Annotated in this window: 20 protein-coding genes and 1 pseudogene; 12 read left to right on the top strand and 9 right to left on the bottom strand. The window is 64.5% G+C overall.

Annotation, left to right across the window (positions count from 1 at the left end):
• Window positions 1-28: 28 nt before the first annotated feature.
• Window positions 29-847: an N-acyl homoserine lactonase family protein gene (locus ACNJX9_RS02405; RefSeq protein WP_439407687.1), complete on the bottom strand. Its 819-nt coding sequence runs from the start codon at window positions 845-847 to the stop codon at window positions 29-31.
• A 366-nt stretch (window positions 848-1213) separates the two neighbouring features.
• Between ACNJX9_RS02405 and ACNJX9_RS02400 the strand changes: the two genes are divergently transcribed.
• From ACNJX9_RS02400 to ACNJX9_RS02385, 4 genes are all read left to right on the top strand, one after another.
• Window positions 1214-2728, top strand: a complete 1515-nt coding sequence (locus ACNJX9_RS02400) for a caspase family protein (protein WP_057743520.1) — start codon at window positions 1214-1216, stop codon at window positions 2726-2728.
• A 142-nt stretch (window positions 2729-2870) separates the two neighbouring features.
• Window positions 2871-3536 carry an OmpA family protein gene (locus ACNJX9_RS02395; protein ID WP_439407686.1) on the top strand — a complete coding sequence of 222 codons (666 nt, stop codon included), beginning with the start codon at window positions 2871-2873 and terminating at the stop codon, window positions 3534-3536.
• Between the two features lie 138 nt (window positions 3537-3674).
• Complete coding sequence (locus ACNJX9_RS02390) at window positions 3675-4604, top strand: efflux RND transporter periplasmic adaptor subunit (protein ID WP_271619585.1); 930 nt, start codon at window positions 3675-3677, stop codon at window positions 4602-4604.
• Window positions 4604-7753 (top strand): efflux RND transporter permease subunit, encoded by a 3150-nt coding sequence (locus tag ACNJX9_RS02385; RefSeq protein WP_057743530.1) that lies wholly within the window; start codon window positions 4604-4606, stop codon window positions 7751-7753. Before ACNJX9_RS02390 ends, ACNJX9_RS02385 begins: the two co-directional genes overlap by 1 nt.
• A gap of 18 nt (window positions 7754-7771) precedes the next feature.
• Here ACNJX9_RS02385 and ACNJX9_RS02380 read toward each other — a convergent pair whose 3' ends face one another.
• Entirely contained in the window at window positions 7772-8446 is a 675-nt protein-coding gene (locus ACNJX9_RS02380; RefSeq protein WP_057743533.1) for a Crp/Fnr family transcriptional regulator, read from the bottom strand.
• A gap of 235 nt (window positions 8447-8681) precedes the next feature.
• On the opposite strand from ACNJX9_RS02380, the gene ACNJX9_RS02375 reads away from it, so the two are divergent.
• Window positions 8682-10742, top strand: coding sequence for an AsmA family protein (locus ACNJX9_RS02375; protein ID WP_439407685.1), 2061 nt, complete (start codon window positions 8682-8684; stop codon window positions 10740-10742).
• A gap of 194 nt (window positions 10743-10936) precedes the next feature.
• Window positions 10937-13384, top strand: coding sequence for an adenylate/guanylate cyclase domain-containing protein (locus ACNJX9_RS02370; protein ID WP_439407684.1), 2448 nt, complete (start codon window positions 10937-10939; stop codon window positions 13382-13384).
• A 373-nt stretch (window positions 13385-13757) separates the two neighbouring features.
• Here ACNJX9_RS02370 and ACNJX9_RS02365 read toward each other — a convergent pair whose 3' ends face one another.
• The 5 genes and pseudogenes from ACNJX9_RS02365 to ACNJX9_RS02345 all read right to left on the bottom strand — a co-directional run bounded on the left by ACNJX9_RS02365 (window position 13758) and on the right by ACNJX9_RS02345 (window position 16259).
• On the bottom strand, window positions 13758-13982 hold the full coding sequence (locus tag ACNJX9_RS02365; protein WP_245316759.1) for a hypothetical protein: 225 nt from the start codon (window positions 13980-13982) through the stop codon (window positions 13758-13760).
• Window positions 13892-15207 (bottom strand): annotated as a pseudogene (locus ACNJX9_RS02360) (type I restriction-modification system subunit M). Before ACNJX9_RS02360 ends, ACNJX9_RS02365 begins: the two are co-directional and overlap by 91 nt.
• Window positions 15204-15608 (bottom strand): PIN domain-containing protein, encoded by a 405-nt coding sequence (locus tag ACNJX9_RS02355; RefSeq protein WP_057743547.1) that lies wholly within the window; start codon window positions 15606-15608, stop codon window positions 15204-15206. Before ACNJX9_RS02355 ends, ACNJX9_RS02360 begins: the two are co-directional and overlap by 4 nt.
• Window positions 15605-15841 (bottom strand): AbrB/MazE/SpoVT family DNA-binding domain-containing protein, encoded by a 237-nt coding sequence (locus ACNJX9_RS02350; protein ID WP_057743633.1) that lies wholly within the window; start codon window positions 15839-15841, stop codon window positions 15605-15607. The genes ACNJX9_RS02355 and ACNJX9_RS02350 overlap by 4 nt, the downstream gene beginning before the upstream one ends.
• A gap of 52 nt (window positions 15842-15893) precedes the next feature.
• Window positions 15894-16259: a hypothetical protein gene (locus ACNJX9_RS02345; RefSeq protein WP_083514008.1), complete on the bottom strand. Its 366-nt coding sequence runs from the start codon at window positions 16257-16259 to the stop codon at window positions 15894-15896.
• 65 nt (window positions 16260-16324) lie between these two features.
• Here ACNJX9_RS02345 and ACNJX9_RS02340 point away from each other — a divergent pair, with 65 nt between their 5' ends.
• Entirely contained in the window at window positions 16325-16828 is a 504-nt protein-coding gene (locus ACNJX9_RS02340) for a hypothetical protein (protein ID WP_439407683.1), read from the top strand.
• A gap of 107 nt (window positions 16829-16935) precedes the next feature.
• Here the strand turns inward: ACNJX9_RS02340 and ACNJX9_RS02335 are convergent, their stop codons facing one another.
• Both ACNJX9_RS02335 and ACNJX9_RS02330 read right to left on the bottom strand, forming a co-directional pair.
• The gene (locus ACNJX9_RS02335) at window positions 16936-18237 is read right to left on the bottom strand and encodes a Spy/CpxP family protein refolding chaperone (protein WP_439410239.1); all 1302 of its coding nucleotides are present in this window, start codon (window positions 18235-18237) and stop codon (window positions 16936-16938) included.
• 226 nt (window positions 18238-18463) lie between these two features.
• Complete coding sequence (locus ACNJX9_RS02330; RefSeq protein WP_439407682.1) at window positions 18464-19576, bottom strand: LysM peptidoglycan-binding domain-containing protein; 1113 nt, start codon at window positions 19574-19576, stop codon at window positions 18464-18466.
• A gap of 173 nt (window positions 19577-19749) precedes the next feature.
• On the opposite strand from ACNJX9_RS02330, the gene ACNJX9_RS02325 reads away from it, so the two are divergent.
• From ACNJX9_RS02325 to ACNJX9_RS02305, 5 genes are all read left to right on the top strand, one after another.
• Complete coding sequence (locus ACNJX9_RS02325) at window positions 19750-20448, top strand: hypothetical protein (RefSeq protein ID WP_439407681.1); 699 nt, start codon at window positions 19750-19752, stop codon at window positions 20446-20448.
• Window positions 20449-20638: 190 nt separating this feature from the next.
• A complete protein-coding gene (locus tag ACNJX9_RS02320) occupies window positions 20639-21679 on the top strand; it encodes an IS110 family transposase (RefSeq protein ID WP_439405246.1) in 1041 nt (346 codons plus the stop codon).
• Between the two features lie 433 nt (window positions 21680-22112).
• Window positions 22113-24776 carry a bifunctional diguanylate cyclase/phosphodiesterase gene (locus ACNJX9_RS02315; RefSeq protein ID WP_439407680.1) on the top strand — a complete coding sequence of 888 codons (2664 nt, stop codon included), beginning with the start codon at window positions 22113-22115 and terminating at the stop codon, window positions 24774-24776.
• A 200-nt stretch (window positions 24777-24976) separates the two neighbouring features.
• Window positions 24977-25336 carry a hypothetical protein gene (locus tag ACNJX9_RS02310; protein ID WP_083514013.1) on the top strand — a complete coding sequence of 120 codons (360 nt, stop codon included), beginning with the start codon at window positions 24977-24979 and terminating at the stop codon, window positions 25334-25336.
• A 217-nt stretch (window positions 25337-25553) separates the two neighbouring features.
• Window positions 25554-25814, top strand: coding sequence for a hypothetical protein (locus tag ACNJX9_RS02305; RefSeq protein ID WP_057743561.1), 261 nt, complete (start codon window positions 25554-25556; stop codon window positions 25812-25814).
• Window positions 25815-25837: the final 23 nt, after the last annotated feature.

The following is a 25837-nucleotide window of genomic DNA, read 5'->3' as shown; positions in this document are numbered from 1 at the left end:
GCAGCGCCCCGGAATGACCGCGGCACCATCACTTCGCAAACGACCGCGTCGGCGGCAGATGCAGCGCCCAGGCGTCGACCTTGTCGCTCGCGCGCGGATAGATCTCGGTCACAACAGGATCGTGACCGGGAATGTAGCGATCGGGATGCCCGGCGAGGCGTTCGATCGTCTCCCAGCCGGCCGCCATGTCGCCGACATTGTAGACGATCGGGAATGGGCTCCTGCGCTGCAGATTGGCGTAGTAATGCGCTGCATCCGACGCCAGCACCACCGGGCCGCGCGCGGTCTCGACCTTGACCACCTGCAAGCCGTCGGAATGGCCGCCGACGCGGTGCACGGTCACGCCGGGCGCGACCTCGCCGTCGCCGGAATGGAAGGTGACGCGCTCCCCATAGACATGGCGCACCATCTGGGTGACGTGCTCGACCGAGAACGGATGACGCAGCAGTCCGTTACACATGCAGCGGCCGGTCGCGTAAGCCATCTCGCGCTCCTGGAGGTGGAAGCGCGCGTTGGGAAAGCGATCGAGATTGCCGGCGTGGTCGTAATGCAGATGCGTCACGATGATGTCGCGGATGGCGGCCGCCGCGACGCCGAAGCGCTCCAGCGCATCGACCGGATCGAGCGTCAGTTTTCGCGCGCGCAAGGACGCTTCCTCGGCATTGAAGCCGGTATCGACCAGGATATCGCGGCCATCCCTTCGGATCAGCCAAACGAAGTAGTCGAGGTCCTGTGCCGCGCTGTCATGCGGATCCGGCGCCAGAAAATTCATGCTGGGGGTGCGCGGCGACATCGTCGCATAGCGCAAGGCGTAGATTTCGTAGGCGTTTCCCTCTGACTTGCTCATGGCTGTGATCCCGGCTTTTGCTTTTCTGAGTGGACCTGCCGCGCACCAAGCCATCGCCGGCCGCAAAGGTCAAACCGCGCGGTTGCAGCGAACCCGCCAGCAATGTGAGACCAATCACATTTTCGTCGCGAGTGCCGGCCTAACATGGCATTCGGAACCCTGAACGAGCTTGCGTCGAGGAGAGCCCTGATCGTCGAAAAATTCCCCTCGCCGCCGGCCTGCGCCTCGCGCTCAATTGTCGCGATAGTGCAGACTCTCCAAGCGGTTGACGCCCCCGCTCCCCGGTTTGATAATGCACTTTGCGTAAGTTAAGGTCGCCGCGGCGCAAGCTGGGAACGGCGCCTTTTTGGCTGGACCGCGCTGATTATGAAAACTCGCTTCCTTTTTCTTCTGCCATTGCTTGTCTTGTTGGTCCCGACCGCTGCGTCGCATGCGGCCGGCGACCGCTTCGCGCTGGTGATCGGCAATGCCAAATATCCCGATGCCGACAGCCCGCTGAAGGAGCCGATCAACGACGCCCGTGACGTCGCCGACGAACTCAAGCGTGACGGCTTTACGGTCGAGGTCGGCGAGAACCTCACCGGTGACGCCATGCGCCGCGCCTTCGACAAGCTCTATGGCAAGATCAAGCCGGGCGCGGTGGCGCTGGTATTCTACAGCGGGTTTGGCATCCAGTCGGCGCGCCAGAGCTACCTGATCCCGGTTGACGCGCAGATCTGGACCGAGTCCGATGTCCGCCGCGACGGGTTCAGCATCGAAGCCATCCTGGGCGAGCTCAACACCCGCGGCGCCGGCGTCAAGATCGCGCTGATCGATGCCTCCAGGCGCAACCCGTTCGAGCGCCGCTTCCGCAGCTTTTCGGCCGGCCTGACGCCGGTGATCGCGCCGAACGGCACGCTCGTGATGTATTCTGCCGCACTGGCGTCCGTGGTGTCGGATGCCGGTGGCGACCACAGCCTGTTCGTCCAGGAGCTGCTCAAGGAAATCCGCGTCCCGGACCTGATGGCCGAGGAAACGCTGAACCGCACCAAGATGGGCGTCACCCGCGCCTCGCGCGGCGAGCAGGTGCCCTGGATCTCGTCCTCGCTTGCCGAGGATTTCTCGTTCATTCCGGGGGCGAGCGGATCGCGCCCGGCGGAAACGCCGCCGGCGCCTCCCGCACCGCCGCCGGCCCCTGTTGCCAGCAACCCGCCTCCGACTCCGCCTGCCCCGCCGCCTGTGGCTGCGAACAATCCGCCGGCGCCGCCGGCACCTCCATCACCGCCGCCACTCTCGCCGAAGCCGCAGGTGGACGCCGCGCTGCCTCCGCCACCACCGCCGGTCAAACCGGCCGAGTCCGCTCCGCCGGCGAATGCGGACGGCGGCCCGAGCGCGGCCGCACTGCAGGAAGATCCCACCATCAAGAGCCTGACGGCCAAGATCGCCGCCAATCCTGACGACGTGAATGCGCTATACCGGCGCGGCCAGGTCTATGCCAGCAAGGGAGCCTACACCCTCGCCATCAAGGATTTCGACGACACGCTGCGGATCAATTCGAAGGACGTCGAGGCCCTGAACAATCGCTGCTGGACCCGCACCGTGGTCGGCGATCTCCAGGGCGCGCTGAAGGACTGCAACGAGGCGCTGCGGCTGCGGCCGAATTTCGTCGATGCACTGGATAGCCGCGGGCTGGTGAACCTCAAATCGGGCGCGGTGAAGAACGCCATCGCCGATTTCGACGCCGCCTTGAAGATCAACCCGCGCCTAACCTCCTCGCTTTACGGCCGCGGCGTGGCCAAGCAGCGCAACGGCTCGACCCAGGAAGGCTCGCTCGACATCGCCAATGCCAAGGCGATGGATCCGAACATCGTGCAGGAATTCGCAAGTTACGGAGTGCGTTGATATTTTTTTGATTTCGGACGGACGGCGCCTCGAACCCCGGTGCCCCGGCCAAGACTAACCGAATGGATGCCGCAGGCGACCTGGCCGTGGGCCATTTGCAGGAATTTTGGAACCGCGCGGGCTCGCGCAGGAGGGACAGATAATGAATTTGGCCGCAAAAGGACTGACCGCAATCCTGTCCATCATCACCCTCGGTGCCGTGCTATCGCTCCCGCCCGCCTTCGCCGGCGACGACGGCAACAGCAAGAACGTCACCGAGGACGAGATTGTCCGCGCCCTGGCGCCGCCGCCGAAAAAGCCCCTGACCCGCGGCCTTTCGATCGGCCCGCAGGCAGATCCCGTCCCGAGCGCGGCGGAGACCAAGTTGATCCAGTCCGTCCGCGGCCGCGCCACGCGCTCGCTCTCCTCGACCGAGCGCGAGGAGATCGCGACCGCCGCCAAGGACAAGCCGAATATCGATCTCGAAATCACCTTCGACTACAACTCGGCCGATATCAGCGCCAAGTCGCTGCCTTCGGTGCAGGCGCTCGGCCGCGCGCTGACCAGCCCCGAGCTCAAGGGTTCTACCTTCGTGGTCGCAGGCCACACCGACGCCGCCGGCGGCGAGGCCTACAATCAGGATCTGTCGGAACGCCGCGCGGATTCGATCAAGCGCTATCTGGTCGAGAAGTACAGCATCGCCGCCACCGACCTCGTCACCGTCGGCTATGGCAAGAGCAAGCTGAAGGATCCGAGCCAGCCTTTGGCTGAGGTGAACCGGCGCGTGCAGGTCGTCAATATGGAAAACAAGACCACCGCATCGAAGTGACGCAATCGGTTGAAGGCGACAAGTCCTGATGTGGTGTAATCTATTGGTCCCAGCGCGCGTCCCGCAGCCCTGCGGGACGCCGCTTCGTTTCAGGGATTCGTTCCCGACAACCCCGAACCAGGCCAGGATGATCCGGCGATGAACATCTCCGAATATCTCAAGCCTGCGGGAACCGTGGCATTCATCCTTGCACTCGGCGTCGGCTATTACTGGTTCGAGCATCGGCATCGCCCCGAGGCGAAGGAGACGCCGGGCGAGGCGCTCGTCATCGTCACGAAGTCGACCAATGCCTGTTTCTCCGACCTCGTGCGCGTGACCGGCTTCTTCGTGCCGCGGCGCGAGGCCGTGGTCATGGCTGACCAGGAGGGATCGAAGGTCACCGACCTGTTCGTCACCGAAGGCACCATCGTCACTGAAAATCAGGAGCTGGCGCGGCTGACGGCGCCGCCGCAGATTCCCGGCCAGCCGCAACGGCCGGGGCCGCAGGGTCCGATCTCGCTGAAGGCGCCGGCGCCGGGTCTCATCACGGAAGTGCGTACCATCGTGGGTGCGCCGGCTTCGCCGCAGGCAGGACCGATGTTCCGCATCGCCGTCAACAATGAGATCGAACTCGACGCGCAGGTGCCGGCCGTGCACATGCCCAAGCTCAGCACCGGCGCGACGGTGCGGATCAGCCGGGACGACGCTGCCGATCTGATCGGCCGGGTCCGCCTGGTCGCGCCCGAGATCGACCGCGCCACGCAGCTCGGCCGCGTCCGCATCAGCGTCGCCAATAATCCCTCGCTGAAGGTCGGCGTGTTTGCCCGCGCCTCCATCGACGCCAAGCGAAGCTGCGGCGTCGCGGTTCCCAAGACCGCGATCGACCATCTCACCGTGCAGGTGGTCAAAGGCAATGTCGTCGAGACGCGAAGGGTGCGCGTCGGGCTGACATCCGACAGCCAAACGGAAATCCTCGACGGGGTCGAGGTCGGCGAGATCGTCGTCGCCGACGCCGGCTCTTCGCTGCATGACGGCGACCAGATCAAGACCATGTTCGCCGATGAACTCGATCGCACGCGGGTACGCTAATGGCTCTCAATATCTCGGCATGGTCGATCCGCAATCCGCTGCCGTCGGTGGTCTTCTCGATCATCCTTCTGATCCTCGGCTGGACCTCCTTCACCAAGCTCGCCATCACCCGGCTGCCTTCCGCCGACATTCCCGTCATCTCGGTCGCCGTCTCGCAGTTCGGCGCCGCACCGGCGGAACTCGAATCCCAGGTTACCAAGACGGTTGAAGACGCTGTCTCCGGCGTCGAGGGCGTCAGGCACATCACCTCCTCGATCACCGACGGCGTGTCGGTGACCACGATCCAGTTCGCGCTGGAGACCAACACCGATCGCGCGCTCAACGACGTCAAGGACGCGGTGACGCGCGTGCGCTCGAACCTGCCGCAGAACGTCACCGAGCCGCTGATCCAGCGCGTCGACGTGATCGGCCTGCCGATCGTCACCTATGCCGCCATCTCGCCGGGCAAGACGCCGGAGCAGCTCTCTTATTTCGTCGATGACGTGGTCAAGCGCGCGCTGCAAGGCGTGCGCGGGGTCGCGCAGGTCGAGCGCATCGGCGGTGTCGAGCGCGAGATCCTGGTCTCGCTCGATCCCGACCGCCTGCAGGCAATGGGTCTGACGGCCGTCAATGTCAGCCAGAGCCTGCGCGGCACCAATGTCGACGTTGCCGGCGGCCGCGCCGAGATCGGCAAGAACGACCAGGCGATCCGCACCCTGGCCGGCGCCAAGACGCTCAGCGACCTCGCCGGCACCATGGTCCCGCTGTTCGGCGGCGGCGAAGTGCGCCTGGACGATCTCGGCACCGTGACCGACACCATCGCGGATCGCCGCACCTTCGCCCGCTTCAACGGCGAGCCGGTGGTCGCGCTCGGCATCAAGCGCTCCAAGGGTGCCAGCGACGTGAAGGTCGCCGAAGCCGTGCAGAAGCGCATCGATGCGCTCAAGGCCGCCTATCCCGATGTCGACCTCAAGCTGATCGACACCTCCGTCGACTACACCAACGGCAATTACGAGGCGGCGATCTCGACCTTGTTCGAGGGCGCCATCCTCGCCGTCGTCATCGTGCTGCTGTTCCTGCGCGATTTGCGCGCCACCATCATCGCGGCGGTCTCGCTGCCGCTGTCAATCTTCCCGGCGTTCTGGGCGATGGACATCCTCGGTTTCTCGCTCAACCTCGTCAGCTTCCTCGCCATCACGCTGTCGACAGGTATTTTGGTCGACGACGCCATCGTCGAGATCGAGAATATCGTGCGGCACATGAACATGGGCAAATCGCCCTATCGTGCCGCGCTGGAAGCCGCGGACGAGATCGGCCTCGCCGTGATCGCGATCTCGCTGACCATCATCGCGATCTTCGCGCCCGCGAGCTTCATGTCTGGTATCGCCGGGCAGTTCTTCAAGCAGTTCGGCATCACCGTCTCGGTGCAGGTGTTCTTCTCGCTGCTCGCGGCACGCTTCGTCACGCCGATGCTGGCGGCCTATTTCCTCAAGCACGGCCATCACGAAGAGCCGCCGCCCGGCCGCATCCTGCGAACCTATCACAGCATCGTCTCGTGGTCGGTGAAGCACTATTTCATCACCGTGCTGATCGGCTTCGGCATCTTCGCAGCCTCGATCTGGAGCATCACGCTGCTGCCGCAGGGCTTCCTGCCGGCGCAGGACAGCGCCCGCTCGCTGCTGGCCCTCGAACTGCCTCCGGGCACGCAGCTCGCCTATACCGAGAAAGTCACCGAGGACATCGTCGCGCGCCTGCGCCAGCGGCCTGAGGTGAAGAGCATCTTCGTTGACGGCGGACGCGTTCCACCGGGCACGCAGGAAGTCCGGCGCGCCTCTCTGATCATCAATTACACACCGAAGAACGACCGCAAGATCACCCAGCGCGAGCTCGAATTTTCGATCAGCCAGGAGCTGGAGAACGTCCCTGATATCCGCTTCTGGTTCCTGGACGAGAACGGCCTGCGCGCGATCTCGCTGGTGGTGACCGGCGTCGACCCCAATATCGTCAACAACGTCGCCAGCGAGCTTGCGACGCAGATGAAGCGGATTCCGACCATCTCCGACGTGATCTCGGAAACCTCGCTGGAACGTCCCGAGTTGCGCATCGAGCCGCGTGCCGATCTTGCCGCGCGGCTCGGCGTCTCGACCGAAAGCCTGTCGCAGACCATCCGTGTCGCGACCATCGGCGACGTCGGTCCGGCGCTCGCAAAGTTCGACGTCGGCGACCGCCTTGTGCCGGTCCGCGTGCAGCTCGAGGATGCCGCCCGCGGCAATCTCAAGACGCTCGAGCAACTGCGTGTTCCGCTCGGTGAGCACGGCGAGAAGGGCGGCGTGCCGCTCGCAGTCATCGCCGACGTCAAGCTCGACCAGGGCCCGACCAGCATCAACCGCTACGACCGCGAGCGGCAGGCCACCGTCGCGGCCGACCTCGTCGGCTCCGCAGCGCTCGGCGATGCCACCAAGAAGATCTACGAACTGCCTGTTATGAAGAGCCTGCCGAAGGGGGTGAAGGTCTCCCCCTCCGGCGACGCCGAAAGCCTCAACGAGCTCTCCGACGGCTTTGCCACCGCCATCACCGCAGGCCTGATGATGGTCTATGCGGTGCTGGTGCTGTTGTTCGGCACCTTCCTGCAGCCGATCACCATCCTGTTCTCGCTGCCGCTCTCGATCGGCGGCGCGATCGCAGCGCTGCTCGTCACCGGCAAGCAGCTCACGACGCCGGTCTGGATCGGCATCCTGATGCTGATGGGAATCGTCACCAAGAACGCGATCATGCTGGTGGAATTCGCCATCGAATCCATCCATGCCGGCAAGCCGCGCGAAGAAGCGATGATCGACGCCGGCATGAAGCGGGCCCGTCCGATCGTGATGACCACGATCGCGATGGCCGCCGGCATGATGCCGAGCGCGCTCGCGGTCGGCGCCGGCGGCGAGTTCCGCTCTCCGATGGCGCTCGCGGTGATCGGCGGCCTGATCTTTTCGACCATCCTGTCGCTGGTATTCGTGCCCGCGATGTTCATGGTGATGGACGACATCGGCGCGCTGATCTGGCGTTTCGGCAAGCGGCTGATCGTGCACAGTGCGGATGCAGAGACGGGGGATCATCACGGCACCACGCCGGCGGAGGCGCCGCCGATGCCGAAGAGCGTTGTACATCCGGCCGCGGAGTAGCGGCGCGTCGCTCCGCCCCTACTCGTTCCGGGCGATCGCGGTCAGCTTGGTCATGTTCCTGAGCAGGATGCGGCCACGCTGCAGGTCCAGGATCGCTTCCTTGCGCCAGGCCTGAAGCTGGCGGTTGACGCTCTCGCGGGCGGCACCGACGAAGACGCCGAGCTGCTCCTGCGAGATGTGCACCTCGGAGCCGAAATCGGCGGCCAGCGCGCAGAGCCGCCGCGCCAGCCGCACCGGAAGCGGCTGCAACATCGACTCTTCCATGCGCTCGCTCTGCCAGCGGATCCGCTGGCACAGCAGCGCGATGATCTTGATCGCGACCTTCGGCTCGCGCTCGAGGAAGGCGAGGAAATCTTCGCGCCGCAGCACGAACAATTCGCTGGCCTCACCCGCAGTCGCATCCGCAGTGCGACTCTGGCCGTCCAGCACCGCGACTTCGCCGAACAAATCGCCCGGCCCCATGAAATTCAGCGTCAGCCGACTGCCGTCGGAGGCGCCGGTCTCGATGCGGACCTGGCCGCGGCGCACGCCGAACAGCGCGTTGCCCGGGTCACCCTTCTGGAACAGCACCTCACCGCTCGCCAGATGCTGGGTGTGGCAGAGATTGGACAAACGCTGGAGTTCGTCCGCACCAAGATCGGCGAACATGGCATTCATTTTCAGAATGACCGCAAATTCGGCCTGCTTGCTCATTTCAACGTCCTTGTGAATTCACTCGTCAATTTCCGAGGCAATCGCTTGGAAGCATGAACGTCAGAATCGCGTAATACCGCGCCGGAGAAGTGTGTCATAAGTCACATAACTTTGCAGCACCTCTCGAATATTTTTAGTCGCTTGGTGCGGCATCCCGTCCCGGGATAAACTTAAGGCGCAAAGGACGGGTCATCCGCCTGATGCGACGCCGCCCGTCCGTCGTTGGAAAGTCGATATGAGAGCAGTGAAATTCGCCGGCGCGGCGGTGGCCGCGATCATCATCGTGATCGTTCTGCTGCTGGTGATCGGAGTTCCCTCGGGCTTTTTGGCTGCGACGATCGCCTCGCGCGTCGAGCAGGCGACCGGATATCGCCTGTCGATCGACGGAACCACGAAGATCAGCCTGTGGCCGACGCTGAACGTCACGCTGAACGACCTCACGCTTGCCGATCCCAAAGACCGCAGCGGCATGACACGCGTGACCATCGACACCGTGCAGGCCGACATGTCGCTCGCAAGCGTGTGGTCGGGTCATCCCGAGATCAGCGAGATCGTCGTCAGCCATCCCGTGCTGTACCAGCCGCTGCTGCGCGAACGCCTGCCCAACGCGGACGCGTCGCCAAAACCGCTCGCGCTCAACGTGGACGGCGCAACCATCGACCGCGTCAAGATCACCAATGGCGAAGTCGCTTTCTCGCGCGCGCGTGATCGCGTCGAAGGCCGCGTCAGCGCGATCAATGCGGACGTCGTCACCGGCCGGGATCGCAAGGTGAACATTGTCGGCACCGCGCGCGTCGGCGAACACCCGACCAAGTTCGACATCAAGGCGACCAGCCCGGCGCCGCCGATCGACCGGCAAACCGTCCCGGTGGATTTCGCTGTCGACATGCCCGACGTGCTGAAGTCGCAGCTCGCCGGCCATGCCGAGCTGCGGCTGAACGGCACGGTCGTGATGATCAACGGCGTCAACGGCACCCTCGGCGACGGCGCCTTCAACGGTTGGGCTTCGGTCGATATCGCGAGCAAGCCGCTGGTGAAGCTCGATCTCGACTTCCAGCGCCTCACGATCCCGCTGGCCAAATCGCCCGACGGCGCGGCCGGACAGGCCTGGAGCGATGCACCGATCGACGTATCCGGGCTCAACTATGTCGACGCGCAGCTCAGGATCTCGGCCAACGAAGCCGTCATCGGTGAGGCCCGTCTTGCGCCGCTGGCGCTCGATGCGAAGCTCGCCGGCGGCATCCTGAAGGCCGGAACCGCCAATCTCGGCGCCTATGGCGGCCAGGTCTCGGGCGAGGTGATCCTCGATGCAACCAGCGGCGCGCCGAGCTTCGCGATGCATTCCGACCTGGTCGGCGTGCGCGCACTGCCGCTGCTCCAGGGCCTTGCCGAATTCGACCGGATCGACGGCAAGCTGCAGGCCAAGCTCGCCCTGCGCAGCGCCGGCACCAGCCAGCGCGCGCTGATGGCGAACATGCAAGGCACCGCCTTCGTCAATTTCCAGGACGGCGCCATCCGCGGCATCAATATCGCGCAGATGATCCGCTCGCTGACCTCGGGCACGCTGACCGGCTGGCAAGACAACCCCAACCAAAGCTCCAGCCAGGAGCAGAGCACGGATCTGTCGCAACTCTCCGCCTCGTTCCGCATCGACAAGGGCCAGGCGGTGACGACCGATCTCAATCTGATCGGGCCGCTGGTACACGTCACCGGCGCCGGCACCATCGCGCTCGACACCAAGATGATGGGCTTTCGCGTCGAACCGAAGCTGGTGATGACGACGGAAGGCCAGGGCCGCACCTCCGAGCCTGTCGGCTTTGGCATTCCCGTGATGATCACGGGTCCATGGTCGCAGCCGCGGATCTATCCCGACATGGCCGGCGTGCTCGATAATCCTGAGGCCGCCTATGCCAAGCTGCGCGAGATGGGCAAGGGCCTGTTCGGCCCTGACGGCGCCGGGCTTGGCAACATCCTGAACAGCTTTGGTCTCGGCGGCACTGGACCGGGCGGCGGGAACGCGGCCGCTAATGCCAATCCGCAAGTCCAGCAGCCGGGGCAAGGACAGGGGCAGAACAATCTGCTCGGCGGCCAGCTGGGCGAGGCGATCGGCAATCTGATCCAGCAGGGGCTCTCGAGTGGCGCCGCTAACGGCAGCGGCCGAAGCCGCAGCCTGCCAGGCAACCCGACCACCCCGGTGCCGCAGGCTTCGCCCGCCCCGCCGATCCAGGATCCGCCCCAGGCCCAGCAGGACAGCCAGCCGATGAACGACGTGATGCGGCAGCTGTTCAATCGGTGATGGGCGTCGAACTTCGTCCGCAGCCTGCTGCGACAATTTACCACCCGACCGTCCGTCCCGATGTTCCCCAGCTGGTAACCACACCCGCCCCTGACCGGCCCCTTGCCGGTCCAAGCACCCAAATTGTGCTAGAAGGGCGATGGGGCCCGTACGCCCCTTAGCGCCGGCGTCGGTCGCGGCGCGAGAGGATCCGGATGGCGGGAGCGAAAGACAAGACCTGGGTTCTGCGCGAGGGCCTTTTCGCCAAATATGTCGTCTCCCTCGTCGGCCTCGTCGTGTTCGTGCTCGCGGTCAACGGCGCGATGGAGACTTGGATCTCCTATCGCGCCACCAGGACCCAGCTGACCGGCGGGCTCGAGGACAAGGCGCAGGCTGCCGCCCGTCGTATGGAGCAGTCGATCTCCGAGCTCGAGCGCCAGATCAGCTGGGTCACGGCGGCAAGCCAGGACACGCTCGAGAAGCGCCGCACCGGCTATGCCCAGCTGCTGCATCAGGTTGCGGTCGTCACCCAGCTGTACCAGCTCAATGGCGAGGGCCGCGAGGTGCTGCGCGTCTCGCGCCAGTCGACCACATCAGGCGGCAATGCCGACCTCTCCCGCGACATGCGCTTCACCGACACGGTGGCGCGCGGGGTGAGCTTCTCGCCGGCCAGTTTCGTCGATGGCAGGCCGATGATGTCGATCTCGGTGGCGCATTCCGGCTTCAACGCGGGCGTCACCGTGGCCGAGGTCGATCTCAGCTTCCTCTCCGACTACCTGTCGGACAACCAGGTCGGCAAGGCCGCCTTCGCCTATGTCGTCGATCCGCGCGGCCGCGTGCTGGCGACATCGTCGAAGGGCCCCGATGTCGGCACGGATCTGTCGAAGCTTCCGCAAGTCGCAGCTGCGATTGCGCCCGGCGGCGAGGGCGATATGTCAGGCACGGACTTCAACGGCCATTCGGTGCTGGCGGCCGCGAGCGCGGTGCCCAAGCTCGGCTGGACGGTCCTGTTCGAGCAGCCGACCACGCAGGCCTTGATGCCGATCCGCGACCAGCTCGTGCGCATCGCGCTTCTGATCGGCATGGGGCTCCTGGTCGCGATCCTCGCCGGCACGCTGCTGGCGCGCCGCATGATCATTCCGATCACGGCGCTGCGCGACGGCGCGCACAAGCTCGGCGAGGGCGATTTCAGCCACCGCATCGACGTGCACACCTCCGACGAGCTGGAAGATCTCGCCGGCCAGTTCAACCGGATGGCCGGCCAGCTCCAGGAGACCTATACCGACCTCGAAACCAAGGTCGAGGCGCGGACCCGCGACCTCGCGCAGTCGATCAACGAGCTGAGGGTGCTGGAAGAGGTCGGCCGCGCGCTGTCGTCCTCGCTCGACCTCAACGCCGTGCTGCCGACGATCGCCGCCCGCGCGCTGGAGATCAGCCATGCCGATGCGGTGCTGATCTACGGCTATGAGGCCGAGCCGCGCCGCTTCAACCTGGTCGAGGCCAACGGCATCGACAAATCGGCCACCGGCGGCCATGTCACCATCGACGAAGGCGAGAATGTTCTGAGCGATGCCGCCAGAAGCGGCGAGCCGATCGCGATTGCCGATCTCGACCACGCCGCCGAGCAGCCGCTGCGCGAGGTCGCGGTCGCCGCCGGCTTCCACTCCGTGCTGGTGGTGCCGCTGGTCGACCAGCAGGGCACGCTCGGCGCGCTGGTGGTGCTGCGCCGTGCCAGCGGCGCATTCGAAGGCAGCCTCACGGGCCTGATGCGCACCTTCGCCAACCAGGCCGTGCTGGCGATGCGCAATGCGCGCCTGTTCACCGAGGTCGCCCACAAGAGCCATGCGCTGGAGACCGCGAACGAGACCGTGCGCGCCCAGGCCGACAAGCTGCGCGAGCAGACCGAGCAGCTGAAGAACTGGAACAAGTCGCTGGAGGAGCGCGTCGCGACCCAGCTCGGCGAGATCGAGCGCATCCGCAAGCTCGAGCGTTTCCTGGCGCCGCAGGTGGCGCAGCTGATCGCCTCCTCCGACAGCCCGGAGGGCCTGCTCACCAGCCAGCGCCGCGAGGTCACCGTGGTGTTCTGCGATCTGCGCGGCTTCACCGCGTTCACGGAAGCGACCGAGCCGGAAGAGGCGATGAACGTGCTGCGCGAATATCACGCCGCGCTCGGCCAGCTGATCTTCAAATATGAGGGCACGCTGGACAAATATGCCGGCGACGGCGTGATGATCCTATTCAACGCGCCGATCCAGTTCGAGGACCACACAAAGCGCGCCGTGAAGATGGCGGTGGAGATGCGCGACACGATCGGTCCCCTGACCGAGCGCTGGCGCAACCGCGGGCACAGCCTCGGCTTCGGCATCGGCATCGCGCTCGGCTATGCCACGCTCGGCCAGGTCGGCTTCGAGCAGCGGCTGGAATATGCCGCAATCGGCAGCGTCACCAACCTCGCCTCGCGCCTCTGCGCCGAAGCCAAGCCCAACCAGATCGTGGTCAGCCGCCGCGTCTACGGCATGGTCGAGCCATGGGTCGAGGCCCGCGCGCTCGACGATCTCCAGCTCAAGGGCTTCAATCATCCCGTACTGGCGATGGAGATCTTGTCGTGGCGCGAGGAGGTGGACAACGTCGTGGATGCGGCCGCTGCGCGGCGGCGAGGATGATCATCGCCACGGACGTAGAAAACAACCCCATGCACAGTAGCCAAGGCCAGGGGGATACAGCGCATTTTCGATGCAATTGCGGATTTTACGAAATTTGCCTTGAGGCATCGGGCAAAACAGTGGTATGGTGGCATCATCGGGATTTTGGGTGAGGCTCATCCGGCCCCGAGCGTGTCTCTGGCGCGCTCGCTGAGGGCTTGAGCCGTCGCGGCTTGGCTGCACGGAAAAAATCCTCGCTTGCTTCTGCAATATCGGAAGTGTCGATCGAAGTGTCTGGCAAGTCTGCCAGCTGAGTCAGGCGCTTTCCCGAGATAGACATAAACGTCGGTGGCGCAAAGTTGCCGATTGATTTTAAGGATTGAGAATTTGACGTTCAGGCAAGCTTCTCGCCCAAGAGTCTGGCGACATTGCGAAAGCGCTCCAGCGCTGTCTCCAGGCTCTCCACGATCTCGGCCGCGGCTTCGTCCGACGGCGGCAGCAGATCGGGATCGTCGAGCGCGTGATCCTTCAGCCAGAAGATATCGAGATTGACCTTGTCGCGCGCAAGCAAGGTTTGCAGCGGGAAGCGCTTGAATTTTTCGGATTCCTCGCGTTGCACCCGATGGCCTGATCGATAGCGACGAAATCGTCGAGGTCGGCGCGGACCATCGGGCGTTCCTTCAGCGTGAAACGCTGGTTGGTCCGGAGGTCATAGATCCACAGGTCCTTCGTTGCGGCCTCTTCCGACGGCGGCTTCTTGTCGAAGAACAATACGTTCGCCTTGACGCCCTGCTTGTAGAAGATGCCGGTTGGCAGCCGCAACAGCGTGTGGAAATCGAAGTTTTGCAGCAGGCGGTGGCGAGGTTTCGCCGGCGCCGCCCTCGTAACAGAACATTGTCCGGCAGCACCACCGCGGCTTCACCGTTCGGGGCCAGCACCGTCATGATGTGCTGCAGGAAGTTGAGCTGCTTGTTGGAGGTGGTGACGAAGAAGTCTTGGCGGTCGTAGTCCTCCCGCTCGCTGTCGATCTCGCCGTCGTCGCGCACGATGCGATAGCTCTGCTTCTTGCCGAACGAAGGATTGGTGCGGACGACATCGTAGGTCTTGCCGCCTGCACCAAGGAGGGCATCCTCGGCTTCGACGATGGACTCGACACCGGTGATGCCGTGCAGATAGAGATTCATTGCGGCGAGGCGAACGACCTCGGGGATGATATCGACACCGGAGAACTTGTTCTTGAGCGCTGAATAGACGGCGCGATCGCGCGCCTTCTTGTTCTGCTTCATGTGCTCCCAGGCCGCGAGCAAGAACCCCGCTGTTCCGCAGGCAGGATCATGAACGGTCTGGTTCGGTTGGGGATCGACCACCCGGACCAGCGCCTCGATAACCGGTCGCGGCGTGAAGTATTGGCCGGCGCCCGATTTGACGTCCTCCGCGTTGCGGGCAAGCAGGCCTTCATAGATGTTACCCTTCACGTCGACAGGAAGTCCGAGCCAGGTCTCGCTGTCGATCAAGCCGACGAGCCGCTTGAGCTTTGCGGGGTCCTGAATTTCGTTCTGCGCCTTCAGGAAGATTGCGCCGATGATGCCGCTTTGCTTCGACAGCTTCTCCAGCAGCTTGGCATACGTCTCGCTGAGCGCCTCGCCGGAGAGGTCCTTGATGTCCTCCCAGCGCGCACCCTTGGGCAGCATCGAGGCTTCGCCGATCTGGGTGACGCGCTCTTCGTCCATCTTGAGGAAGAGGAGATAGGAGATCTGGCTGATATAGGCCTGATAGGAGACACCCTGGTCGCGCAGGACGTGCGCGAAATTCCAGACCTTTGCGACGAGGGTTTGGGCGTTCATGGCGTGCTCGCGTGAAACGGATTGACGATGCTGAGCCCACCGATGCTGCGCCTGTGCTGCATGTCCTCGGTGTACAGCACGTCGCAGCCGGCCTCGATGGCGGCGGCCACGATCAACGCGTCGTAGAAGGCGAAGCCGTGATCCCGTGCGAGCGTAAGGGCAGCACGACTGGTCGCGGCCGTGAGCGGCAGAGCGGGTTCGAGCGCGTTGTCGACGTCATCGAGAACGAGCTCGATGTCGCGCCAGCTTCGATTGTCTTTCTTGCGCAGTACATTTGTCAGCTCGTTCAGGACCTGCGCGCTGATCGTGCCGCCCTGGGCGATCAGATCCTGCGCGATGGTGGCCTTGGGGCCGGTCTGCTGGGCATAAACGAGAATGTTGGTATCGAGAAACGCGCTCACCGTTCGTTCGCCTCGTCGCGATCGAACTTGTAGTCCGCCGGTAGGGCCGGCCAGTTTCGCGCGCGCATGTTTTCGATCGCCCGCCGACGCCGCTCTTCCTTGGTCTCGACCTCGATTGTGCCCTTGCGTGCAGCGACGACGTCAATTTCGTCGCCTTCCTTGAGCCCGAGTTCATCGACCAAGGCCTTGGGCAGGCGCACCGCGAGGCTGTTGCCCCATTTGGAGACTTGCACTGGAACCTCCATGATATACTTGTTCTACAAGTATATCATATGATGTATATCATTACGTTGCAAGCTCATTTGCCCGTGCCGACTTGCGGCGCCCACGCTTGGCTTGAGGTTCGCTTTGGCCCGCGGCCCGCGCCAACAGGGCGCTCGCGGGCTCATCCGCCGGATCTTGTGGCACGAGGAGCCCTTCAAAGGCGGCCTTGAGGATGGATTGCTTCAAGCGGGCGGCATCGGCAGCTTCGGCGTCAAGCAGCGCGAGTGTATCCGCGAAAGCCACTAAGGCACCGGACACGCGGCGGAGGATTTCGGCAGCCTCATCGGGAGGAGGAATTGGAATTGGCAGCAAACTGATCTTGGAAAGACTAATAGAAGCAAGATTGGTCGTTTGCTTGCCCTCCGTGATGAAGAACCGCCGCCCCATCTCATTCGCGTAGTGTGACACAAAGTAAGATTGAGCGAGTTTGTCCGTAGTCGGACTCGAAAGACATGGTTTTGACGAACGAAATCCGCGAGGCGGTGGCGGCGCGGCCCGCGCATCCGCGCCTGTCACGCATGACCGACATTCTCGATTACGAATATGCCGCGATCCTTCTGACCAGGTGCGAATATGACGGCGCCTTCGCAACGCCGCCGGCGCCGCTTGCACTTGCGACCACGGAGCGGCCGCGCTGGCTCGATGTCGGCGGCGCCAGCGCCTTCCACGAGTCCGCACCTGCTTACGCGAAGAAGCTGCTGCCAACGACGCCGCGCACTGAGCTCGCCGAGAACCGCGCCATCATGCTGACGGCTCGCGCGGCGGATCCCAACGCCGGCAAGCGACCGCAGGATGCGCATGTCAAACGCGGCGCGCCGACCGGGTATCAGCCCTATTATTACTATGTCGATGGTGTCGTGAGCCGCGATAATTTCCGCTGCACGATTGGAGCAAGGATCACGCGCCGAACCATCTCGGCGGGACCATGCGGCCGTGCCAGGCGGTGCCCGAGATGAGCCCGTTCTACATCGAGTTCGAGGAATATTTCGGCGGCTACAATTTCGGCGGCGGCAACGCGCATCTCGATTTCAAGGATATGAAGTTCGACTGGGCGTGCGGGTGATCACATCGCCCGCTTCGGCCCCATCGCCTCGAAGGCTGCCTTCTGCTCGTCGCTCAGATCCGCTTCGAAATCATCGAGCGCGTCAGCGACGCCGCCCACGGCCTGCTGCATCGTCTGCAGCCGCGTCTTCACGGCGGCGAGGCGGGCTTGCGGCGTCGCTTCTGCCTTCATCGGGCAAGGGCTCAGCGTCTGCATGGTGCGCAGCGTGGTGTCCTGGAGCACGTCGAGACGGGCGCTGCCGGTGTCGTCGAGCCTCAAGGTGGACACGATGTCGGAGGCGGGCCATTGCTGTTGCACGAGCTGCTGGTACTGGCGCTGGGCCTGCACATCATAGCGGGGATCATAGTTGGGATCGCAGGCCTTGGCCTCCTGCGCTGCTTGGGCCGCCTGCGCATCCTTGCGCTGGGCCGAGGCCAGCGCGGAGCGGCGTTCGTTCGCAAGGGATTCGAGCTTTGCGTTCTGGCTGCCATCGAGCAGGCCAACGAACTTATTCAGCGGCGCTGTCAGCGCGTCCGTGGCCTTGATCATCGCATCCAGCCGCGCCTGCATGACGCCGAGGCGTTCCGCCGCGGTCATCGGCGCCTGCGCCGGGCACGCGGCGCGGATGGTGTCGCGCGCTGCAGTCCAGGCGGCTGCGAGCTCATCGAGCGCGGTGCGCTGCATCTCGTTCGGCTGCACGAGGCCAGCGATGCGGTCGACGGGCAAGCCGCCGGTGTCGCTGCTGTCGCAGACCGTCTCCGCCGATGGGACGCGTCGCCCGCGGCGACCTTGCGGCGCGGTGTAGGCGGCGAGCTCCGGCGCCGCATAGGGCGCGAAGATCGCGGCATAGATATCGCCATAGCCATAGAGCGACAGGCTGGTCGTATCGCCGAAGATGATGGCCGTGGTGAGATCGTCATGCGCGAACGGCCAGAACACCGGGCCGATCCAGCCATAGCTGCCATCAGGATGACGCCACCAGCCCTGCGGCCGGCGGCCGCCGTGCCAGCCCGACAGCGCGGCCTGCGCCGTGAGCGCGGCGCGCAAGACGTAAGGATTGGCGGGTTGCCCGCGTTCGGCTCGGTTCGGATTCTGCCGCGGATCCTGCGGGCTCATCGCCGCGGAGCGATAGCGGCTGCCTCGCGCCGCCATGCGGGCATGGCGCAGCCGCGACAGGCCGATGACGTGACCGACGGCGAAGCGGGCAATGCCGAGCGGACCGCCGCGCAATCCAAACTGCGCATGAGCGCTATCGGGCAGCAGCACTGTCACAATCGCAAGGACCGCACCGGCCAGCGCCAGTCGCAAGCGTGATCTCGACATCAGCGCTGAGCTGACCACCGCGTTGTCCTCCACACACGCATCGCGTCGTAGGAGAAGACGCGCTGGGGAACCAAATGTTCCCCTTCGCAGCCCGTCATTCCGGGGCGCGCCTCTTGGCGCGAGCCCGGAATCCATTGGGCAGCGACAACGGTGGCACGATGGATTCCGGGTTCGATGCTTCGCATCGCCCCGGAATGACGATCGAATGAAGCCGCGAGCGCAAGCCTCAGTGCGGCTTTTGCGGCACCACGACGGTCTGGCCGGGATAGATCAGGTTTGGATTGCGGATCTTTTCGCGGTTGGCATTGAAGATCACCGCGTAGCGGGCGCCGTCGCCATAGGCGAGACGGCTCAGGGCCCAGAGGCTGTCGCCCTTGGAAATCACCCTGCTGCCGCTGGCCTCTGCTGGTGTGGTGTTAAGCACCTCCGCGGGCGAGGCCGCTGCGACAGTCGCACCTGCCGCCGGCACGCGCGCCATGGACTTCGGTTTGGGCGGGCCCATCATCCGCGGCCGAACCGCCGATCGTTCCGGGGTCGAGGCCAGATGCGGCGCCGGGAGCGAGGCGACGACGTCCGACTTGTCGTCAGGTTTTGTTTCTTGCGGCTTTGCCTCGGGCTTCGCGGCCACAGCGACACGCGCCGGCGGCGGCGCGGGTTCGGCAATCGTGACCGGCATGGTGCGGCTGGATTGCATGACGGTGCCGTCGGGGGCTTTGGCACGCAGCGCCAGCTCGTAGCTGCCGGCGGGAAGTTTTGGCGGGGTCATCACGAACTGGCCCGACGCGTCGGCCACCACGCTGTCGAGCGGCTGGCCGTCACGCAGCAGCTCGACCGTGGCGCCCGGTGCGGCCTGGCCCGCGATCACGGCGGCCTCGCCCTGAGCGTCGACGCGGGCGACGTCGAAACTGGGACCGGTGTCCGCAGCTGAAGGCTGCGGCTTGGCCGGTGCGACATCACCCAGCGCCGCGACCTGCTTCTGGGTCTCGGCCAGCGCGCCCGCCTTCGGCGCATCGGCGGTTACAGGCGAGGCGGACTGCGCGGGTGCAACCGCGGCCAGCTTCGGTTCGTCCGTCTTCGGCTCTGTCTTCGGTTCTGTCTTCGGTTCTGTCTTGGCCTCAACGTTGGTTTCGGCCTTGGTTTCGGCCTTGGTTTCGACCTTGGCCTCGACCTTGGGCTGGTTTTTGCCCTCAGCCTTCGCCTCGGGCTTCGCGACCCCCGCCATTTCGGTGTTCGTGCCATCAGGCAGCATGTGGCGCAGCTCGGTCGGGCCGATCACCAGCACGGCGCCGACCAGAGCAAGCAGACAGAATGCGATGAAGGCCTTGGTTGCGGTGATCATCAGTCCTCAAGCCTTGATCAAAAATCTCTGGGTCGCAAATCAGCCTCGGCAAATTGCGCCGTTTTGGCTGCGGCAGCAAGACGTTCGAAGGGATGAACCGAGCCGGCCCTCTCGGCGTCAAACCAGCGAGGCCGCATCACCCATTCTGGCGGCCATTTTTTAGGAATTTCGTCATGACCGCATTTTGCCGCGCCGCGCCATGGCTGGCGCTTGCCCTGGCACTCGCCGCCACCCCGGCGCTTGCCGCCTCCGGCCCGCCGCCGGGATTTGTCCTCAGCGACGATGCCGACCTCGCCTTCACCTCGCCCGACGGCGCCACCAAGCTCGAACAGTACGTGAAGGACGCCGGCGATTGGGAGGTCAAATGGCAGGTCTGGGCCCGTCGCGGCGATCAGATGACCGAGCTGAAGCCGGAGCAGGGTTATGGGGCCGGCTTCCGCTTCACCGCGGACTCGCAGTGGCTGGTACGGATGCAGAAGACCGGTTCGGGCGAGCAGGATCTGTTTCTCTATCATGCCGAGAACGGCACCTTTGTCGGCGCGACCAGGAAATCGCTGAGCGATCTCGCCTGGGCCTATTTCTACGGCCGGCCCGAGACAAAGCACTTCGCCAAGCTCGACTTCCACATATCGGCCAATCTGCTGAAGGGCACGGAAGAGGCCTATCGCTGGCTCGGCGTCGATTGGCCCAACGACCGCTATCTCGTGATCAGCCTCGCCGGCCAATACGACAAGCATCCGAAAAACACCATCATGAAGGGGCTGGGCGGCTGGCAATGCCGCTACGATCTGAAGACCGGGACATTCGACGTGCCCGAGATCTTCGCCAAGGAGAATGCGGAAGCGCTGAAATGGGAAGTGAAGCGGGAGTGAGAGGACACAGTTGTAGGACACAGTTGTAGATGGGGTAACGGGCACGGAGGCCTCCCAAGCCAGCCGCGCTAGCTACGGCGCTATTTGAAGGCGCGCGTCGCGCGGCTGGCTTGGGAGGCGGTCGTCCCTCAGACTGATGGTATCAAACGGAGTCGGGCAAGCCCGCTCCAAGCATCATTGAGGAACGACCATGCACCACTATGCCGGAATCGACGTATCATTGGAATGCTCAAGCGTGTGTGTTGTTGACGCCAGCGGCAAGATTTTGCGGGAGGCCAAGGTGACGAGCGAGCCGGAGGCACTGATCGCCTGGTTCCACGGTTTGGGTTTGGGCCTCGAGCGGATCGGGCTGGAAGCCGGACCGCTGTCACAATGGCTGTTTGCGGCGATGAAGGCTGCCGGTCTTGCAGTGGAGCTACTGGAGACGCGGCACGTCCGCAAAGCCTTTGAGGCGATGCCGGTGAAGTCTGACCGCAACGATGCGCGCGGCATCGCCCAGTTGATGCGGCTCGGCTGGTTCCGCCCGGTGCATTGCAAGTCGATGGACGCGCAGGAGACGCGCACGGTGTTGACCGCCCGCAAGCTGGTGCAGTCGAAGTTGCGCGATGTCGAGAACAGCCTGCGCGGGATCTTGCGCGGGTTTGGGCTCAAGGTCGGACCGACGACAGAACGAAGTTTTTGCGGACGGATCCGTGAGCTGGTGGCAGGTCACCCGAACCTGGAGACCGTCGCAGAGGCCTTGCTGGCGGTACACGCTGTGCTGCTGCGCGAGTTCAACGGTTTTGAGAAGCAGGTTCGTCGGATGGCGCGTTCCGATGCCAAAGCCAAGCTGCTGATGTCGACCCCGAGCGTCGGACCGGTTGTGTCGCTCACCTATGCTTCGGCAATTGACGATCCAGCCCGATTCAAATCGTCCAAGCAAGTGGGGGCGCATTTCGGGATAACCCCGAAGAAGTATCAGTCCGGCGAGACCGACTATACCGGTCGGATCAGCAAGATCGGTGACGCTTCGGTGCGCACCGCGCTCTACGAGGCCGCACACATCATGCTGACCAAGCCGCTCAAAGGCTGCACCGAGCTGAAGAGCTGGGCGATGCGGATCGCCAAGCGAGCCGGCATGAGCAAGGCGAAGGTCGCGCTGGCGCGCAGATTAGCTGTGATCATGCATCGGATGCTGGTCGATGGGACGCCGTTCAATCCAGCCCACAAGAAAATCGCTGCTGCAGCTTAAACAAGGAGGCAAAAGGTTTTCGAGCGGGTCACGACACCTCCCTCTCGAAGCGAAGTCCCCTCGCCGGGACGATGGATCAGGTCAGACCGCAACCCATCCAGTGGCCCTTGCGACCACGCGAACGTAGATTGGTCGGCCTATCCTCTTCAAACCCCATCAGGTGGCGGCCTTGCGCCGACCCCGTACAGAAGCAAGACCCCGGCGAACGGTACGACGCAAAAAAGGGATTGACCTTTGAAAGCCCGTTACAGAAGGGTGGGTTAGACAGCGACTGCGCTTTGCGCAGTCGCAGGGCTAACTCACCCCACAGGACCCGTGTCTAACGGCGCCGTGCCAAGCCTCTGATCTTGTTCCGATTCATAGTTCCCTAACCCTCAATGGTAACGGGGTCTTGTCGGTTTTGCTGCATCCTGCATCCCAAGGGAGAGCTGGGATGGGCGCATCAATCCGATGGACCGCGCGACTGCGCGTGCTGCTTCGCCAATGGCGCGGCGCGCCGCTGACGTGGCTGATCGTCGGCGGCTTCGTGCTGATGGCCGCGACCGCTGTCGGCACCGCGCTCACCGTCGACCGCTTCCGCAAGAACGCCATCGAGAGCGGTCGCGACAGCCTGGAAAGCTCCGTCCGCCTGCTGGCGCGCCATTTCGACCGCGAGTTCGAGGATTTCGCGGTGCTCCAGAAGAGCATCATCGCGGAACTCGAGAGCCACGGCATCGAATCCGCCGATGTCTTCCGCAGCGAGATGGGCACGCTCGCCGTGCACGAGGTGCTGCGCACCAAGGCCAGCGGCTGGTCCGACATTGCCGGGGCCAATGTGTTCGATGCGCGCGGCGTGCTGATCAACTCGACGAAGCGCTGGCCCGTCGCCGACATCTCGGTGTCGGATCGCGGCTATTTCATCAAGCTCAGGAATGATCCTGCGGCGCAGGAAGAGGTCGAGGTCGTACCCGGCCGGTTCGGCACTGGTCCGGCGATCGTGATGGCGCGGCGCGTGTCGGGTCCGCATGGTGAATTCCTCGGCATCGTCACGCGCGCGATCGCGCCGGAGCAGATCGAATCCTTCTTCGCCTCGACCGGGCTCGGCGAGGATTCCTCGGTCGCGATGTACCACCAGAGCGGCCAGCTGCTCGCGCGCATTCCGCATGTCGAGGCGATGATCGGGCAGAACTATCGCATCGGTTCGGCGCAGCAGAAGGCCGTGTTCCAGCACACCTCCATCACGACCAGGCTCACCAGCCCGATCGACGGCAAGGACCGCATTGTCGCCTCGCGCCTCCTAAGCGGCGAGCCGCTCGTGATCATCGCAACCAGGTCGCTGGACGCAACGCTCGCCACCTGGCGCACCCAAACCAAGTTCTTCGTCACCGTGGCCGTGCTGTCGATCGGCCTGCTCGTGCTCACCCTGTTCCTGATCTTCCGCCAGGTGACCAACCGCCTCTCGCTGGAGAAGCAGCGGCTCGACACCGCCATGAACACGATGACGCAGGGGCTCCTGATGTTCGACCAGGACGAACGGCTCATCGTCTGCAACCGCCGCTACATCGACATGTACCGCCTCTCGACCAATGCGGTGAAGCCCGGGGTGCATTTCCGCGACGTGATCCAGCATCGCGCCGACACCGGCTCGTTCGAGGGCGACGTTGACGAATATTGTGACAGGATCCTGAGCCAGGTCGGGCTGACGCAGAGCAGCATCGTCGAGACCTCCGATGGCCGCCTGATCGAAGTCAAGAACCATCCCGGCGCGGGCGGCGGCTGGCTCGCCACTCATGACGACGTCACCGAGCGCGTCCGGGCCGACGAGCGCATCGCCCATATGGCGCATTACGATGCGCTGACCGACCTGCCCAACCGCGTGCTGATGCGCGGCCATCTGGAGCGCCGCGTCGCGGAGCTGGCCCAAGGCAAGCCGTTTGCCATCCTCTATATCGACGTCGACGAGTTCAAGGGCGTCAACGATTCGCTGGGACACGAGGTCGGCGACGAATTGCTGCGCCAGGTCGCAAGCCGCCTGCGCGCCTGCGTCAGCGGCAACGATCTGGTGGCGCGGTTAGGGGGCGACGAGTTCGCGATCGTCAAGGCCGGCACCTCCGACCAGGCCGGGCTGAGCGCGCTGGCTGAACAGATCCTGACATCGCTGCGCATGCCGGTCGATTGCAAGGGCCAGGAGATCACGACCGATGCCAGCATCGGCATCGCGATCGCGCCCGACCATGGCGACATCATCGACGAGCTGCTCAAGCGCGCCGATCTCGCAATGTATGCGGCGAAGTCGGAAGGGCGCGGCACCTTCCGCATCTTCGTCCCCGAATACGACGCCAAGGCGCGCCAGCGCCGCCAGCTCGAGCTCGATTTGCGCCAGGCGCTGGCCCGCGGCGAGTTCGAGGTGCATTACCAGCCGCTGGTCGATCTCTCCGCCAATGTCGTCACCGGCTGCGAAGCACTGCTGCGCTGGCGTCATCCGGAGCGCGGCATGGTCTCGCCCGCCGACTTCATTCCGGTCGCTGAGGACACCGGCCTGATCGGCGAGATCGGCGAATGGGTGTTGAAGCAGGCCTGCCTCGAGGCCGCATCATGGCCCGGCGACATCCACATTGCGGTCAACGTCTCGCCGGTCCAGTTCCGCTCCAAGACGCTGGCGCTGAAGGTTGCGGCTGCGCTCGCCGAGTCGGGTCTGGCGCCGGAACGGCTCGAGCTGGAAATCACCGAGACTGTGCTGATCCGCGACGACGAGGAGGCGCTGACCGTCCTGCAGCAGCTGCGCGAGCTCGGCGTGCGCATCGCGCTCGACGATTTCGGCACCGGCTATTCGTCGCTGAGCTATCTGCACCGCTTCCCCTTCGACAAGATCAAGATCGACCGCAGCTTCATCAGCGATATCGGCGAACCAGAAGATTCCTCCCCGATCGTGCAGGCCGTGGTGCACATGGCCGCCGCCCGCCACATGGCGACGACGGCCGAGGGCGTCGAGACCGAAGCCCAGCGCGAGGTGCTGCGGCAGCTCGGCTGCAGCCAGATGCAGGGCTGGCTGTTCAGCCCGGCGATCCCGGCGGCGAAGCTGAAGCAATTGCTGTCGAAGCAGGCGGCCGCGGCTTGAGCCTATTGCCCCGCCTGCGGTTTTCGGACCAGCGCCGCCCCCGTTCCGAAAATAGGATCAAACCTCGCACATTGCCGTTATCGCGCTGCTGAGGCGACCGGGAACTCCGGCCGATCGGGAATTAGTCAACATTGCATCACGCGCATCGCAGGCGGCTTGTCGTCTGCGAACGGGCGCGCGTGCACATCGAGCGAGGCGATATGGCGATCGTGACTTTCAGGATGATTCCTCTCATAGCAGCCGCAGCCATGGTCGGCCTCGCCGCGCAGGCGCGCGACGACGGTCGCTTTGCGAACTCCCCCCTCAAGGGCTGGTTCGAGAGCCTGCACAGCAAGGGCGGCGGTCCCTGCTGCGCCGATGCCGACGGCACGGCGCTCGACGACGTCGATTGGGAGACGCGAGGTGGACACTATCGCGTGAGGATTCTCGGTGACTGGATCGAAGTGCCCGATGACACCGTGATCACCGAGCCGAACCGCGTCGGGCGCACCATCGTCTGGCCTTATTACGTCGGCGGCCGCACCTTGATCCGTTGCTTCATGCCCGGCAGCATGACGTGAGGCTTTCGGCTCGTAGCTCGTAGGGTGGGTCAGCCCTGCGACCGCGCAAAGCGCGGTTCGCACGGCGTAACCCACCTCTTTCCGCGGAGACAAAATTGGTGGGTTACGCCAGCGACTGCGCTTTGCGCAGCCGCCGTCTAACCCACCCTACTACGGGACTGCCCGCGACTGCTTCACCGCATCTTGTATTCGCGCGGCGCTGCCATATCTCATCGGCATGATGAAGCTCACACGCGTTCAGGACCACGCCATTCAGGCTCTGATGGCCGGCATTGTCGGCGCCGAGGCGTTCGACCACGTCTTCGCGGGCATCCGCTTCGACGAAATCGAGGGCACGATGCTCTACGCCTTCGCCAGGAACGAGGACGTCGCCTCCGACATCGAGGACAGCTACTCGCCGCTCATCGCCGCCGTGGCCTCGCGCGTGCTGAACAAGCAGGTCGACGTCGTCGTCGTGATGCCCAAGGTCTTGCAATAGAGGTCTTGCAATAGAGGTTTTGC

It is taken from the genome of Bradyrhizobium sp. BLXBL-03 (assembly GCF_051853015.1).
GTDB classification, from domain to species: Bacteria; Pseudomonadota; Alphaproteobacteria; order Rhizobiales; family Xanthobacteraceae; genus Bradyrhizobium; species Bradyrhizobium manausense.
Note: the sequence above shows the minus strand (reverse complement) of the source record. Positions and strands in the feature narration are given on the sequence as shown.

Coding starts and splice junctions, on each gene's coding strand:
- ACNJX9_RS02405 (WP_439407687.1), bottom strand. CDS start 847: ATGAGCAAGTCAGAGGGAAACGCCTACGAAATCTACGCCTTGCGCTAT.
- ACNJX9_RS02400 (WP_057743520.1), top strand. CDS start 1,214: ATGAAAACTCGCTTCCTTTTTCTTCTGCCATTGCTTGTCTTGTTGGTC.
- ACNJX9_RS02395 (WP_439407686.1), top strand. CDS start 2,871: ATGAATTTGGCCGCAAAAGGACTGACCGCAATCCTGTCCATCATCACC.
- ACNJX9_RS02390 (WP_271619585.1), top strand. CDS start 3,675: ATGAACATCTCCGAATATCTCAAGCCTGCGGGAACCGTGGCATTCATC.
- ACNJX9_RS02385 (WP_057743530.1), top strand. CDS start 4,604: ATGGCTCTCAATATCTCGGCATGGTCGATCCGCAATCCGCTGCCGTCG.
- ACNJX9_RS02380 (WP_057743533.1), bottom strand. CDS start 8,446: ATGAGCAAGCAGGCCGAATTTGCGGTCATTCTGAAAATGAATGCCATG.
- ACNJX9_RS02375 (WP_439407685.1), top strand. CDS start 8,682: ATGAGAGCAGTGAAATTCGCCGGCGCGGCGGTGGCCGCGATCATCATC.
- ACNJX9_RS02370 (WP_439407684.1), top strand. CDS start 10,937: ATGGCGGGAGCGAAAGACAAGACCTGGGTTCTGCGCGAGGGCCTTTTC.
- ACNJX9_RS02345 (WP_083514008.1), bottom strand. CDS start 16,259: ATGGGGCGGCGGTTCTTCATCACGGAGGGCAAGCAAACGACCAATCTT.
- ACNJX9_RS02340 (WP_439407683.1), top strand. CDS start 16,325: ATGGTTTTGACGAACGAAATCCGCGAGGCGGTGGCGGCGCGGCCCGCG.
- ACNJX9_RS02335 (WP_439410239.1), bottom strand. CDS start 18,237: ATGTCGAGATCACGCTTGCGACTGGCGCTGGCCGGTGCGGTCCTTGCG.
- ACNJX9_RS02330 (WP_439407682.1), bottom strand. CDS start 19,576: ATGATCACCGCAACCAAGGCCTTCATCGCATTCTGTCTGCTTGCTCTG.
- ACNJX9_RS02325 (WP_439407681.1), top strand. CDS start 19,750: ATGACCGCATTTTGCCGCGCCGCGCCATGGCTGGCGCTTGCCCTGGCA.
- ACNJX9_RS02320 (WP_439405246.1), top strand. CDS start 20,639: ATGCACCACTATGCCGGAATCGACGTATCATTGGAATGCTCAAGCGTG.
- ACNJX9_RS02315 (WP_439407680.1), top strand. CDS start 22,113: ATGGGCGCATCAATCCGATGGACCGCGCGACTGCGCGTGCTGCTTCGC.
- ACNJX9_RS02310 (WP_083514013.1), top strand. CDS start 24,977: ATGGCGATCGTGACTTTCAGGATGATTCCTCTCATAGCAGCCGCAGCC.
- ACNJX9_RS02305 (WP_057743561.1), top strand. CDS start 25,554: ATGATGAAGCTCACACGCGTTCAGGACCACGCCATTCAGGCTCTGATG.